Raw genomic sequence first — 13,689 nt, 5'->3', positions numbered from 1 at the left:
GGAGGCGTTGTGCTTTTTGCTTGACCGTATCTCGACGCAGGGGGAGCATTGAACCCTGCTGTGGACGCAACAAGGAATGCCGGCATGAAAGGCCATATCGAAGTCATCGACTATCTCAAACAGTTGCTCAAGGGCGAGCTGGCTGCCCGCGATCAGTATTTCATCCATTCGCGACTGTATGAGGACTGGGGCTTCAGCAAGCTCTACGAGCGCATTAATCACGAGATGGAGGAGGAAACACAGCACGCCGATGCCTTGCTCAAGCGCATTATTTTTCTCGAAGGCGTACCGGACATGACTCCGGAGCCCTTCGTGTTCGGCCAGACCGTGCCAGAGGCCCTTAAGCTTGATCTAGATCTGGAGTACAAGGTGCGCGGGGCTCTGAGCAAGGGTATCTCGCTGTGCGAGCGGCATCAGGACTATCAGAGTCGTGACATCCTGCTGGCGCAACTGAAGGACACTGAGGAGGACCACGCCTATTGGCTGGAGATTCAGTTGCAGCTGATCGACAAGCTGGGACTGGAGAAGTACCTGCAGAGTCAGATGTAAGCTGACTTGTCAAAGTAAGAGCCCCGCATGTGCGGGGCTCTTTCGTTTCAGCTGCGATCGCGCTCCAGCAGTGGCTTGAGGAAGTGGCCGGTGTGGGATGCCGGATTGGCAGCGACTTCTTCCGGGGTGCCGGTGGCGATGATCTGGCCGCCCTTGGAGCCACCTTCGGGACCAAGGTCGACGATCCAGTCGGCAGTCTTGATCACGTCCAGGTTGTGCTCGATCACTACCACGGTGTTGCCGTGGTCGCGCAGGCGGTGCAGCACGTCCAGCAGCTGCTGAATATCGGCAAAGTGCAGGCCGGTGGTGGGCTCGTCGAGAATGTACAGGGTCTTGCCGGTATCGCGTTTGGACAGCTCGCGGCTGAGCTTGACCCGCTGTGCTTCGCCACCGGACAGCGTCGTCGCGCTCTGGCCCAGTTTGATATAGGACAGGCCCACGTCCATCAGTGTCTGCAGCTTGCGGGCGATGGCCGGTACGGCATCGAAGAAGGAGCGGGCCTCTTCGATGGTCATGTCGAGCACCTCGGTGATGCTCTTGCCCTTGTACTTCACCTCCAGGGTCTCGCGGTTGTAGCGCTTGCCCTTGCACACGTCGCAGGGCACGTAGATGTCCGGCAAAAAGTGCATTTCCACCTTGATCACTCCGTCGCCCTGGCAGGCCTCGCAGCGTCCACCCTTGACGTTGAAGCTGAAGCGCCCCGGGCCGTAGCCGCGCGAGCGCGATTCCGGCACGCCGGCGAAGAGTTCGCGGATCGGCGTGAACAGGCCGGTGTAAGTGGCCGGGTTGGAGCGCGGCGTACGGCCGATGGGGCTCTGGTCGATGTCGACCACCTTGTCCAGGTGCTGCAGGCCGTCGAACGAGTCGTAGGGCGCAACCTCCAGGCTGGTGGCTCCATTCAGCGCGGTGGCGGTGATGGGGAACAGGGTGTTGTTGATCAGCGTTGACTTGCCCGAGCCAGACACGCCGGTGACACAGGTCAGCAAGCCGACCGGAATCTCCAGATCGACCTTGCGCAGGTTGTTGCCGCGTGCTCCTTTGAGTTTCAGCAGACGCTTCTTGTCGCGCGGAGTACGCTGGCTTGGCACCTCGATCTTCACCCGCCCCGACAGGTATTTGCCGGTCAGCGAGTCCGGGTGCTGCATCACCTCGTCCGGAGTGCCTTCGGCGACAATGCGCCCACCATGCACGCCGGCACCCGGGCCAATGTCCACCACATAATCGGCCAGGCGGATGGCGTCCTCGTCGTGCTCGACCACTATCACCGTGTTGCCCAGGTTGCGCAGGTGGGTGAGGGTGGCCAGCAGGCGCTCGTTGTCACGCTGGTGCAGGCCGATGGAGGGTTCGTCAAGGATGTACATGACGCCCACCAGACCGGCGCCGATCTGGCTGGCTAGGCGAATGCGCTGTGCCTCGCCGCCGGACAGGGTGTCGGCGCTGCGATCGAGGGTCAGATAGTCGAGGCCAACATTGACCAGGAATTGCAGGCGCTCGCGGATTTCCTTGAGGATCTTCTCGGCGATCTCTCCGCGGCGACCGGTCAGGTGCAGACCGGCGACATAGTCGCAGGCTTCGCCCACCGGCAGGCCGGTGACGGCCGGCAGGGTCTTGTCTCCGACCCAGACGTGGCGTGCCTCGCGGCGCAGGCGGGTGCCACGGCAGTCGGGGCAGGGCTGGGTGCTAAGGTACTTGGCCAGTTCCTCGCGCACGGTGGCCGACTCGGTTTCGCGATAGCGCCGCTCGAGATTGGGGATGATGCCCTCGAAGGGATGAGAGCGCTTGACGATATCGCCGCGGTCATTGAGGTACTTGAAATCCACGCTTTGCGTGCCGCTGCCGAACAGAATCACCTTCTGGTGCTCGGCGGCAAGCTCGTCGAAGGGTACTTCCAGGCTGAAAGCATAATGAGCGGCCAGTGAGCCGAGCATCTGGAAGTAGTAGACGTTGCGCCGATCCCAGCCGCGAATGGCACCTTCGGCCAGGGTCAGCTCGCCGTTGACCAGGCGCTTGGCGTCGAAGAACTGCTTCACCCCCAGGCCGTCGCAGGTCGGGCAGGCGCCGGCCGGATTGTTGAAGGAGAACAGCTTGGGTTCCAGCTCGCTGATCGAATGGCCACAGTGCGGGCAGGCGAAGCGTGCGGAGAAGATGATCTCGTCACCTTCCTCATCGTCCATCGGCGTCACCAGAGCGATGCCGTCGGCCAGGCCGAGGGCGGTTTCGAAGGATTCGGCCAGGCGCTGCTGCAGGTCTTCGCGTACCTTGAAGCGATCCACCACCACGTCGATGGAATGCTTTTTCTGCTTGTCCAGCTTGGGCAGTTCGTCCAGCTCGAACAGCTTGCCGTTGACCCGGGCGCGGACGAAGCCTTGCGCGCGCAGCTCTTCGAATACCGATAGGTGCTCACCCTTGCGCTCGCGCACCACCGGGGCCAGCAGCATCAGCTTGCGGCCTTCCGGCTGAGACAGGACCTGGTCGACCATCTGGCTGATGGTCTGCGCCTCCAGCGGCACATCGTGATCCGGGCAGCGCGGAATGCCGACGCGGGCGTAGAGCAGGCGCAGGTAGTCGTAGATCTCGGTGATGGTGCCGACGGTCGAGCGCGGGTTGTGCGAGGTGGACTTCTGCTCGATGGAGATGGCCGGGGACAGGCCCTCGATGGTATCGACGTCGGGCTTCTCCATCATCGACAGGAACTGTCGGGCGTAGGCCGACAGGGACTCGACGTAGCGGCGCTGGCCCTCGGCGTAGAGGGTGTCGAAGGCCAGCGACGACTTGCCCGAGCCGGACAGGCCGGTGATCACGATCAGCTTGTCGCGCGGCAGCGTCAGGTCGATGTTCTTCAGGTTATGGGTGCGCGCACCCCGGATGAGGATCTTGTCCACTGGCAACGGCCTCGCTTGGCGAGCGGAAACGATCGATTATACGGGGCGCGTCAAGCCTGCGGCAAAGTGCGTGCCTGTGCCGTCGGCGTTGTGGCTGTTAGAATCGCCGGCTGGTTTTTCTGAGGCTTCAGCGATGCATGATTCGCAAACTGAGCGGATGAGCGGGGCCGAAACCCGTGCGGCCGGTGGCCTGGCACTGGTGTTCGCCTTCCGCATGCTCGGCATGTTCATGGTGCTGCCAGTGCTGGCTACCTACGGCACGGAGCTGGCTGGCAGTACGCCGGCTCTGATAGGCCTGGCCATAGGTGCCTACGGTCTGACTCAAGCCGTGCTGCAGATTCCCTTCGGTATGCTCAGCGACCGCATTGGTCGTCGGCCGGTGATCTACGCTGGGCTGCTGATCTTTGCTGCTGGCAGCGTGTTGGCAGCCAATGCCGACTCCATCTGGGGCGTGATCGGTGGGCGGGTGTTGCAGGGCGCCGGAGCGATTTCCGCGGCGGTGATGGCGCTGCTATCTGACCTCACTCGCGAGCAGCACCGCACCAAGGCCATGGCCATGATCGGCATGAGTATCGGCCTGTCGTTTGCCGTGGCCATGGTGGTCGGGCCGTTGCTGACCCGGGCCTTCGGCCTGGATGGGCTATTCTGGGCAACCGCCGCTATGGCTTTGCTGGGCATGTTGATTGTAGCCGGACTGGTGCCCAAGAGCGCAGGACCGTTGCAGCACCGTGAATCCGGCGTGGCGGCTCAGGCCTTGTGGCCGACGCTGAAGAATCCGGATCTGCTGCGTCTTGATTTCGCCATTCTGGCTCTACATGCGGTGCTGATGGCAAGTTTCGTTGCCCTGCCGTTGGCGCTGATGGAGCAGGGCGGGCTGGCTCGTGACGAGCACTGGTGGGTGTACCTGACTGCGCTGCTGATCGGCTTCTTTGGCATGGTGCCGTTCATCATCTATGGCGAGAAAAAGCGCCAGATGAAGCGGGTGTTGAGTGGTGCGGTGCTGGCGTTGCTGCTCTGCGAGCTGTATTTCGCCACGCTGGGGAACAGCCTGCAGACGCTGGTGTTGGGCTTCGTACTGTTCTTTACTGCCTTCAATCTGTTGGAAGCTTCGTTGCCCTCACTGGTGAGCAAGGTGGCTCCGGCTGGTGGCAAGGGCACTGCGATGGGGGTATACGCCACCAGCCAGTTCCTTGGTGCTGCGTTGGGCGGCATCCTGGGTGGCTGGCTGTATCAGCACGTGGGGCTGAATGGCGTGTTTATCGGCTGCGCCGTGCTCTGTACGATTTGGCTGGTCATTGCTGTTACTATGCGCGAACCGCCGTATGTCACCAGTTTGCGCCTGCCGCTTGATGTCACGGCACTGGCCGATGGCGGACTGGTCGAACGCCTGAAGGCAATGCCAGGAGTGGCGGATGCCGTGGTTGTGAGCGATGAAGCGGCCATCTATATCAAAGTGGACACCCAACAAGTGGATCGAACGACACTGGAGCGCCTGATCGCAGCGGCGCCGGTGGCGTGACGAGCCTAGGAGAACGTTATGGCCCGTGGGGTTAACAAAGTCATTCTGGTCGGCACCTGCGGTCAGGATCCGGAAACACGCTACCTGCCCAATGGCAATGCGGTCACCAACCTGAGCCTGGCTACCAGCGAGCAGTGGACGGACAAACAGAGCGGCCAGCGCGTCGAGCGTACCGAATGGCACCGCGTCGTGCTGTTCGGCAAGGTTGCCGAAATTGCCGGCGAGTACCTGCGAAAGGGTTCGCAGGTGTACATCGAGGGCAAACTGCAGACCCGCGAGTGGGAAAAGGACGGTATCAAGCGCTATACCACCGAAGTCGTGGTTGACATGCAGGGCACCATGCAGCTGCTCGGTGGCCGTCCGGGGGCTGACGATGGCGCTCCACGCCAGTCGCGTCCGGCTCCGCAACGTGAGCCGCAACCCGCGCGCCAGGAACGTCCGGCTCCGCAGCAGAGCCAGCCGGCTCCTGACTACGATAGCTTCGACGACGACATCCCGTTCTGATCTGACGGGAACCGGTCTATGCGAATGCGGCTGATGCTGCTGGGCGGCGGGAGTGCCCTGGGGCAAGCGCTGATCCGTCTCGGCGCCGAGGAGGACATCGGCTTTCTCGCCCCACGCCCGCCAGAGAGCGGCTGGGACGCGGCGAGCCTGACGGCCCTGCTTGATGATACCCGGCCGGATGCACTGATCAATCTGGCTTACTATTTCGACTGGTTTCAGGCCGAGTCGGTAAGCGAGGCTCGGCTGGCCATGCAGGAACAGGCTGTCGTGCGGCTGGCCGAACTCTGTCAGCACCACGAGATCATGTTGGTGCAGCCATCGAGCTACCGCGTGTTCGATGGTGCGCGCGCCACAGCCTACAGCGAGAAGGATGAACCCTTGCCATTGGGGGGGCGTGGCCAAGCGCTCTGGCGTCTGGAGCAAAGCGTTCGGACGTACTGCCCGAGGCATGTGTTGCTGCGCTTTGGCTGGTTGATTGATGACAGTCCGGAGGGGGTGCTCGGACGTTTCCTGCGCCGGGCCGAGCGTGACGAGGCGCTTTACCTGGCCGATGACCGGCGGGGCAACCCGACTCCGGTGGACGATGCGGCACGAGTTATCCTTGCGGTACTCAAGCAGCTGGACTGTGCCTCGCCGCTTTGGGGGACCTATCACTACGGCGGTCATGAGGCGACCACCTCACTAAGCCTGGGGCAGGCGGTGCTGGGCGAAGCGCATCAATACCGCAGCCAGCTCGTCGGAGAGGTTCTGCCGCAGGCTCATGCCGCGCGCCCGGACGCGGCAGACGAGCCCCAGCATGCGGTGCTGGTCTGCAAGAAAATTCTCCATACCTTTGGCATCAAGCCGCGAGCCTGGCGCTCCGGAGTGCCGGCACTACTGGATCGTTACTATCGTCATGGCTGAAGTTCTTGTGACCGGCGGGGCCGGCTTTATCGGCTCACACCTGGTCGACGCACTGCTGGCTGCCGGCTGGCGGGTACGCGTGCTGGACAACCTGTCCATGGGGCGGCGCAGCAACTTGCCGTCGGAGCACCTGCAGCTGCGTTTCATTGAGGGCGATGTGGCCGATGCGGCACTGGTGGCGCAGGCTGTTGCCGGCTGCCAGGCGGTAGTGCATCTGGCAGCAGTGGCCTCGGTGCAGGCTTCGGTCGAGGATCCGGTAGCTACCCACCAGAGCAACTTTATCGGCACCCTGAACGTCTGTGAGGCAATGCGTCAGCATGGTGTGCGGCGTGTGGTCTATGCCTCCAGCGCTGCGGTTTACGGCAACAATGGCGAAGGTGTGGCCATTCGTGAAGATGCGGCCAAGGCGCCACTGACACCCTATGCGGCGGACAAGCTGGCCAGTGAGCACTATCTGGAGTTCTATCGCCGTCAGCACGGCATTGAGCCGGCGGTTTTTCGCTTCTTCAACATCTTTGGCCCGCGTCAGGATCCCTCCTCGCCGTACTCGGGAGTGATCAGCATCTTCACTCAGCGAGCCCTGCGAGGCGAGCCGATCAATGTCTACGGCGATGGCGAACAGACCCGTGACTTCTTCTATGTAGGTGATCTGGTCGCTCTGCTGATGCAGGCACTGACAGCCGGTTCGGTCGAGTCACAGCCGGTCAATGTCGGCTGGAACCAGGCTGTCAGTCTCAATCGCCTGTTGGCGGAAATTGGTGAGCTGTGTGGCGCTCTGCCCGAGGTTGGCTATCTGCCGCCGAGGCCCGGAGATATCCGCCACTCGCGTGCCGATATTGCCCGTCTCAGCTCTCAGTACCGTTTGCCGGCGCAGACTCCGCTGCGTGAAGGACTTGCCCGATTGCTAGGCTTGTAGCGCCGCTGTCGCGTGCTGAGCGCAAATGCAGAAAAGCCGGCAGATGCCGGCTTTTCTGTTGTTCGGGAGGGCTTAGAACTTGTAGCCCAGACCCACCATGTAGACGAAGGGATCGACATCCACATCCACTTTGACCTTGTCACCGGCCAGGTAGGTAGTGCCGGTGGTCTCGATGTCGATATAGCGCACCTGGGCGTTGAGCATCAGGTTGTCGGTCAGCATGTAGTCCATGCCGATCTGGCCGGCCAGGCCCCAGGAGTCCTTCATGTCCAGGCCGCGGAAGCCCTTGCCTTCGGCTTCACTGCTCAGCTCGGTGTCGAAGAACCAGGTGTAGTTGATGCCGACGCCGACATAGGGCTGGAAGGCCGAGGTCTTGTCCAGCGGGTAGTAGACCGCACTCAGGGTCGGTGGCAGGTGTTTGAGGCTGCCGAGCTTGCCATTGAGGCCGGCGAATGCGCCGGGCATGCCCTTGACGCCTACGTCATGGCTGAAGGGGGTGGCGGCCAGCAGCTCGATGCCGAAGTGATCAGTCACCATGTAGGCGAAGTTCAGGCCCAACTGAGTATCGCTGTTCAGAGTCGCGCCGCTGCCGGCAACCTTGCCCAGCACTGCATGGTCGATATTGCCGCTGTCTTCACGCGGGTCGACGGTAATGGCTCCGGCACGGATGATGATGTCGCCGGCCTGGTGAGCCTGAGCGGCGGGGGCGGCGATGGCGAGGGCCAGCAGGGAGGCAGTGAACAGGGACTTGTACATGGCGTGCTCCAGTCGAGAGAGGTGTTTGGCTGGGTTAAATACTAAGCCATGCAACGATTGAGTTTTTGACCTGGCTCAATGCTTGTGCGAGCTGTTGCCATGAATTGCGCATTGCCTCGAATGCGGTTGTAGATGATAATGTTTCTCTTTTTGAGAATGCATCTGTCGAGGTTTCTTCGCGCATGAATCGCTTTTCACTTCGCGCCCTGGCCGTCGCCCTGACCCTGGCCAGCGGTTCGCTGATGGCCGCGCCGCTGGATGAGGCGCTGGACGAAAGTCAGCGCCTGGCAGCCGAGGCCAAGGCCTCTCAGGGACGTGTTGCGCAACTGGACGACGATAGCCGCGAGATGCTCAGTGAATACCGCAACGCCCTGCAGCAGGCTGAGGCGCTGAAAGGCTACAACAGCCAGTTGCGCGAACTGGTGGCCGCTCAGCGCGAGGAATTGGAAAGTTATCGGAAGCAGTTGGACGGCATCGAGCGTACCGAGGAAGCGGTAAGCCCGCTGATGGTGCGCATGGTCGATGTGCTCGGTCAGTTCATTGCTGCGGATCTGCCATTCCTGGCGGAGGAGCGCGAGGATCGCCTGGCCCAACTGCAGGATCTGTTGCCCCGTGCCGATGTCAGTGTGGCTGACAAATACCGCCGCATCATCGAGGCCTATCAGATCGAGAGCGACTACGGTCGCACCCTTGAGGCCTGGCGTGGTCAACTGCCTGCAGCCGAGGGGGAGAGTGACGGTCGCAGTGTCGAGTTCCTGCGCCTAGGGCGCAGCATGCTTTATTACCAGACGCTCGATGGTCACGAAAGCGGCTGGTGGAGCCCGCAGGCCCAGGCCTGGCAGGTGCTTGACGGTAGTGCCCGTCGTCCGCTGAGTCAGGCCATCGCTATTGCCCGCCAGCAGCAAGCTCCTGACGTACTGAATCTACCAATCAAGACCCTGGCCAAGGAGTCAGCCCAATGACTCGTCGTTTCATTGCCATCATGGCGCTCAGCCTGCTGCCGGGCGTGGTGACCTTTGCCGAATCCCTTACGCCTGATCAACTGCTGCAGCGTATCCGCAGCGAGCGAGCCGCCGAGACCAGTGCCATGCAGGAGCGCGAGCAGGCGTTTCTCGCGCGGCGCGGCGAGCAGGCCCGTCTGCTGGCCACGGCGCGGGCCGCGTTGAGCGAGCAGAAAGCCGAGGCTGAAAGGCTGAAGGCCGAATTCGACCGCCAGGAGGTGGAGCTGGCCGAGCAGGAGAAGTTGCTGGCGCAGCGTGTTGGTCATCTGGGGGAATTGTTCGGTGTGGTGCGCCAGAGTGCCGGCGACACTATTAGCCAGTGGCAGGACAGCCTGCTCAATGTGCAGTATCCCGAGCGTATGAAGCAGCTCAAGACCCTGGCCGAAAGCCGTAGCCTGCCTTCGGCAGAGGATCTCGACAGCTACTGGATGTTGCTGCTGGAGGATCTGGCTGCCAGCGGTCGAGTCGAACAGGTCGCGTTGCCGGTAGTGGCAGCCGATGGCCGGCGTAGCGAGCAGAACGTACTGCGCGTCGGCACTTTCGCGGTATTTGGCGAAAATGCCTTCCTGCGTTACGACACCGATGCTGGCGAGTTGATCGCGCCACTACGTCAACCTTCCGGCTTTGCCCAGGTGCGCGATTATCTTGGTAGCAGCGCCGCACTGGCGAGCCTGCCGATCGATCCGAGCCGGGGCACCCTGCTGGCGCAGCTTCAGCAGAAGCCGACTCTTTGGGATCGCCAACAGCAGGGCGGCCTGGTGGGCTGGGTGATCATTGCCCTGGGCGTGCTCGGCGTACTGATCGCGGCCTGGCGCATGATCTACCTCAGCCGTATTGCGCGCGGGGTCAAGGCCCAGATGAGCGACCTCGGTACGCCGCGTGACGACAACCCGCTGGGTCGAGTGATCGGCGTGCTGGGGGCGAAGCCGCAGCTTTCGGATCTGGAAACTCTGGAACTTAAGCTGGACGAGGCGATCCTGCAGGAAACCCCGCCGCTTGAAAAAGGGCACGGTCTACTCAAGCTGCTGGCGGCCGTGGCGCCGCTGCTTGGTCTGCTCGGCACTGTGACTGGCATGATCATTACCTTCCAGGCTATTACCCAGGGTGGTAGCGGCGACTCGCGGCTGATGGCCGAAGGTATTTCCCAGGCGCTGGTGACCACCGTGCAGGGGCTGATAGTGGCCATTCCGATGCTGTTCCTGCATGCCTTGCTGACCAGTCGCAGCAAGGGCCTGATTCAGATCCTCGAACAGCAGAGCGCCGGTCTGATTGCTCTGCATCTGTCTGGAGCCCCGCGCCGTGACTGATCTCTACGCGTTCTGGTTGCGTGCGGTCGACAGCGCCTATGCGCTGCTCGACTTCATGACCACCGGGGGTGTAGTGATGTGGGCCCTGGCCGGTCTCTGCGTGCTGTTCTGGACGTTGATGTTCGAGCGCTTCTGGTTCCTGCGACGGATTTTCCCGCGCTGGGTGCGTGAGCGACGCGAAGCCTGGCAGCAGGTGCTGGGTGACGCAGGGATCGGCAGTTGGCAGCGTGCAGTGCGCGATGCCTGGCTGGCCCAGGCCCGGCAGCAGTTGGCTGCACCTTTGCGGCTGGGCAAGGCGCTGGTGGCGCTATGCCCGCTGTTCGGCCTACTGGGCACAGTGACGGGGATGGTGGCCGTTTTCGATGTGCTGGCCATGAGCGGCAATGGTGACCCACGCGGAATGGCTGCCGGGGTTTGGCGGGCGATTTTGCCAACCATGGCCGGCATGTTGCTGGCGATTACCGGATTGTTCAGCCTGGCGCGCCTGGAACGGGATTCGCGCCGGGCGCTTGAGCGGCTGGCCGACCAGCTGCGGCACGATTGAGAGTCTTTGAAATGAGAATGCGCCGTCATCACCAGCCGGAAGAGGATACCAGCATCGATCTGACGCCGATGCTCGATGTGGTCTTCATCATGCTGATCTTCTTCATTGTCACCAGCTCCTTCATCAAGGAGGCTGGTGTCGAAGTGCAGCGTCCGCAGGCGGAAACCGCCAGCCCACAGGACAAGGGCAACATCCTGATTGCCGTGACCGCCGATGGCCAGGTATGGCTGGACAAGAAGCCGGTAGACATACGTAGCGTACGGGCCCACGTCGAGCGCATGCGGGTCGAGCAGCCCGATGGCGCGGTGGTGGTACAGGCGGATCGTGATGCGCGTACCGGTCTGGTCGTTCAGGTCATGGATCAGGCACGTCTGGCCGGCGTACGGGACGTGGCGCTGGCCGCTTCCAGCGGAGTCAACTGATGCGCGTGGCCGTGTCCTTCGTCTGTGCCTGCCTGATGGCGCTGGCGTTGTTTGCCCTGATGCTGTACATGGTTACGCCGCCTCGTGCGTCGCTCCAGCAGGAGCCGGTCAGTGTGGCCAACTTTGTGCGTATGGACGGCAATGCCAGCGAAACCTCCAGTCGTACACGGCAGCAGGCGCCACAGCCTCCGCAACCTCAGACCCCGCAACCACCAACCCCGCCCACTCCGATGGCGGCCAGCCCCAGTGCGCAATTGCCGGTGCTGGATATTCAACTGCCTAGCCTGGCAGGCGGTGTGACGGTCAATGCTGCTCCCGCACCAAGCCTGGCGGGTCTGGCACCCGGAGCCCCAGCCTCGGCGCCTGTTGCGGCAGTAACGGACGCTGGTGAGTCCGGCGGGCTGGCAGGCGGCATGGAAAGTGAAGTGGTACCGCTCAATGATGTGCGTCCGGACTATCCGCGCTATGCACTTCAGCGGGGTATAGAAGGTTTCGTCAAACTGGCTTTTACCATCAATCGCGCCGGCAACGTGGAGAATATCCGTGTGCTGGAGGCCAAACCGAGCAACGTGTTCGAGCGTGAGGCGCGCCGTGCTGCTGCCCGCTGGCGCTTCTCGCCACGCACCGAGGGCGGTCTGGCGGTAGATCGCGAGGCGGTGAAAACCCTCTACTTTCGTCTGGAAAGGAGTTGACCATGTACCGCTGGTTGCTGCTCGTGATGCTGAGTGTTGCTGCTGCGCCGGGGATGGCTCAGCAGACCGTCGACCCGACCGTATTCCGTGGCCTCAACGCGGCACAGGCTGCCCAGCAGAAGGGTGATCACGCCGCTGCAAGGCAGGCTCTGGATGCGCTCAACCCGATTCCCGGCAGTTTCGAAGAGGCGCTGGTCTGGCGTAGCAGGGCTTATCTGGCCTGGTCGGCAGGACAGATGCCGCAGGCTATCGACTGGCTGGACAAGGCCGTGCGCAGTGGCAAGCTGGATGAGTCAATGCTGGCTGAGGAGCGGCTCAACCTGGCTCGCATGAACTTGGGTGAGCGTCGCTATGCCAAAGTGGTCGAGCTGCTGTCGTCCAGGCAGGGACAGGCTTCGGAAGAAGTGCTGCAGATGCTGGTGCAGGCCTATCAGGGTTTGAATCAGCCGGCCAAGGCGTTGCCGCTGGCCGAACGCTATGTGCAGGCCAATCCGGCTGCGGCGGATGTCTGGCTGCAGTTCCTGGTGGGAGTCAATGCCGATCTCAAGCGTTATGCCCAGGCCGAGCGATGGCAGCGGCTGCTGCTCAAGCGCAAGCCTGACGAGATCGAACGCTGGCGACAGCTGGCCGCTTTGCAGCAGTTGGCCGGCAGCCATGACAAGGCTTTGGCCACCCTGCGTGCCGCGCATGCCAAGGGCTTGCGCTTCAAGGAGACGGAACTGGACAACCTGGTGCTGCTGGCTGGCGCGGCCGAGCAGCCGTGGCAGGGGGCCAAGCTGCTGGCCGGTATGCTTGATGGCGGCCTGTTGAGCAGCACTGAAGCGCGCCAGGAAAGACTGGGTCTGCTCTGGTGGCAGGCGCGCGAGCGGGCAGCTGCGGTGAAGGTGCTGCGGCCTCTGGCCGAACGTAGCGGTGCCGGCAAGCACTGGTTGTATGTGGCCCAGCTGGAACTGGAGCAGGCGCGCTGGAGAGCTGGTCTGGATGCACTGGTACGGGCTGAGCGTGGCGGTGCCGAGCGTGCCAAGATCCGTGCATGGCGGCAGTGGGCGGAAAGTGAGCTGCGTTTCGAGCGTGAGCACCAATTGGCCAGCCGTGGCTGAGCGAGATCACAGGCCGAACCTCCGGGTTCGGCTTTTTTCTGCTCAGCCGTCGCTCAATTCGTAAGGGTAGATCTTCTCGGCTTCCATCTGGTAACCGACCTCCGCCAGCTCGCTGCTGACGTGTTCAACTTTCAGCGGCCCCTCCACCCAAAATGGCTGGTACAGCGCATCGAGCAGCACGCCCAGTTCACTGGTGATATGGATGATCTGGTTCGATGGTGGCGGCGGTACATGAATGCAGGCACCGAAGTAGGGCACCAGCAGGAACTCTACCACCCGGCCTTCCTCGGTTACGTCCAGCGGCACGATATAGCCAGGCAGCTTCACCTGTTGACCATCGAGCGCCTTGACCACCGGCGCTGCCGGTGACTGCTGCACGGCCGCCGGGCCGGCTTCGGACAAGGCGTCGGCCAGTTGCGACAGGTCGTGGATAGGTGTCGGGTCGATCTTCTGCGGCGGTGCGTCCGGTGGAATCAGATCGGACCAGGTGATTTCGCGCACCTCGGCGGCAGACAGCGGCAGGCACAGCGTCAGCAGCAGGGTGGCGAGCAGGTGGCGTGACATGGGATACCTCGTTGAAGAAGCGCCCGCGCA

General features: G+C 62.6%; 14 protein-coding genes. 11 read left to right on the top strand and 3 right to left on the bottom strand.

Going from position 1 to position 13,689, the window contains the following annotated elements:
* The first annotated feature begins 84 nt into the window (after positions 1-84).
* Positions 85-549, top strand: coding sequence for a bacterioferritin (gene bfr / locus NCCP436_RS05620; RefSeq protein WP_220802848.1), 465 nt, complete (start codon positions 85-87; stop codon positions 547-549).
* 47 nt (positions 550-596) lie between these two features.
* Here the strand turns inward: bfr and uvrA are convergent, their stop codons facing one another.
* Positions 597-3,431: an excinuclease ABC subunit UvrA gene (gene uvrA / locus NCCP436_RS05615; protein WP_220802846.1), complete on the bottom strand. Its 2,835-nt coding sequence runs from the start codon at positions 3,429-3,431 to the stop codon at positions 597-599.
* 133 nt (positions 3,432-3,564) lie between these two features.
* Here uvrA and NCCP436_RS05610 point away from each other — a divergent pair, with 133 nt between their 5' ends.
* The 4 genes from NCCP436_RS05610 to NCCP436_RS05595 are packed head-to-tail and all read left to right on the top strand — an operon-like array spanning position 3,565 to position 7,273.
* Positions 3,565-4,950, top strand: a complete 1,386-nt coding sequence (locus NCCP436_RS05610; protein ID WP_220802844.1) for an MFS transporter — start codon at positions 3,565-3,567, stop codon at positions 4,948-4,950.
* Positions 4,951-4,968: 18 nt separating this feature from the next.
* Positions 4,969-5,454 carry a single-stranded DNA-binding protein gene (locus tag NCCP436_RS05605; protein ID WP_220802842.1) on the top strand — a complete coding sequence of 162 codons (486 nt, stop codon included), beginning with the start codon at positions 4,969-4,971 and terminating at the stop codon, positions 5,452-5,454.
* Between the two features lie 18 nt (positions 5,455-5,472).
* Complete coding sequence (locus tag NCCP436_RS05600) at positions 5,473-6,357, top strand: sugar nucleotide-binding protein (protein WP_220802840.1); 885 nt, start codon at positions 5,473-5,475, stop codon at positions 6,355-6,357.
* Positions 6,350-7,273 carry an NAD-dependent epimerase/dehydratase family protein gene (locus NCCP436_RS05595; RefSeq protein ID WP_220802838.1) on the top strand — a complete coding sequence of 308 codons (924 nt, stop codon included), beginning with the start codon at positions 6,350-6,352 and terminating at the stop codon, positions 7,271-7,273. Before NCCP436_RS05600 ends, NCCP436_RS05595 begins: the two co-directional genes overlap by 8 nt.
* A gap of 72 nt (positions 7,274-7,345) precedes the next feature.
* Here the strand turns inward: NCCP436_RS05595 and NCCP436_RS05590 are convergent, their stop codons facing one another.
* The gene (locus tag NCCP436_RS05590; RefSeq protein WP_220802836.1) at positions 7,346-8,029 is read right to left on the bottom strand and encodes an OmpW family protein; all 684 of its coding nucleotides are present in this window, start codon (positions 8,027-8,029) and stop codon (positions 7,346-7,348) included.
* Between the two features lie 182 nt (positions 8,030-8,211).
* Here NCCP436_RS05590 and NCCP436_RS05585 point away from each other — a divergent pair, with 182 nt between their 5' ends.
* Genes NCCP436_RS05585 through NCCP436_RS05560 form a run of 6 tightly spaced genes read left to right on the top strand, consistent with a single transcriptional unit; the run spans position 8,212 to position 13,095 of the window.
* Positions 8,212-8,991 (top strand): DUF3450 domain-containing protein, encoded by a 780-nt coding sequence (locus NCCP436_RS05585; protein WP_220802834.1) that lies wholly within the window; start codon positions 8,212-8,214, stop codon positions 8,989-8,991.
* Entirely contained in the window at positions 8,988-10,337 is a 1,350-nt protein-coding gene (locus tag NCCP436_RS05580) for a MotA/TolQ/ExbB proton channel family protein (protein ID WP_220802832.1), read from the top strand. The genes NCCP436_RS05585 and NCCP436_RS05580 overlap by 4 nt, the downstream gene beginning before the upstream one ends.
* Positions 10,330-10,881 (top strand): MotA/TolQ/ExbB proton channel family protein, encoded by a 552-nt coding sequence (locus NCCP436_RS05575; protein ID WP_220802830.1) that lies wholly within the window; start codon positions 10,330-10,332, stop codon positions 10,879-10,881. The genes NCCP436_RS05580 and NCCP436_RS05575 overlap by 8 nt, the downstream gene beginning before the upstream one ends.
* Before the next feature lie 11 nt (positions 10,882-10,892).
* Entirely contained in the window at positions 10,893-11,303 is a 411-nt protein-coding gene (locus NCCP436_RS05570; RefSeq protein ID WP_220802828.1) for a biopolymer transporter ExbD, read from the top strand.
* A complete protein-coding gene (locus tag NCCP436_RS05565) occupies positions 11,303-11,995 on the top strand; it encodes an energy transducer TonB (protein ID WP_220802826.1) in 693 nt (230 codons plus the stop codon). Before NCCP436_RS05570 ends, NCCP436_RS05565 begins: the two co-directional genes overlap by 1 nt.
* A 2-nt stretch (positions 11,996-11,997) precedes the next feature.
* Positions 11,998-13,095, top strand: coding sequence for a hypothetical protein (locus NCCP436_RS05560; protein ID WP_220802824.1), 1,098 nt, complete (start codon positions 11,998-12,000; stop codon positions 13,093-13,095).
* Between the two features lie 42 nt (positions 13,096-13,137).
* Here the strand turns inward: NCCP436_RS05560 and NCCP436_RS05555 are convergent, their stop codons facing one another.
* Positions 13,138-13,659, bottom strand: coding sequence for a DUF3299 domain-containing protein (locus NCCP436_RS05555; protein WP_220802822.1), 522 nt, complete (start codon positions 13,657-13,659; stop codon positions 13,138-13,140).
* Between the last annotated feature and the right edge of the window lie 30 nt (positions 13,660-13,689).

The sequence above is a fragment of the Pseudomonas sp. NCCP-436 genome, from assembly GCF_019656335.1.
In the GTDB taxonomy this organism is placed as follows: domain Bacteria; phylum Pseudomonadota; class Gammaproteobacteria; order Pseudomonadales; family Pseudomonadaceae; genus Aquipseudomonas.
The sequence above is the reverse complement of the archived record's forward strand: the minus strand, read 5'-3'. Positions and strand labels throughout refer to the sequence as shown.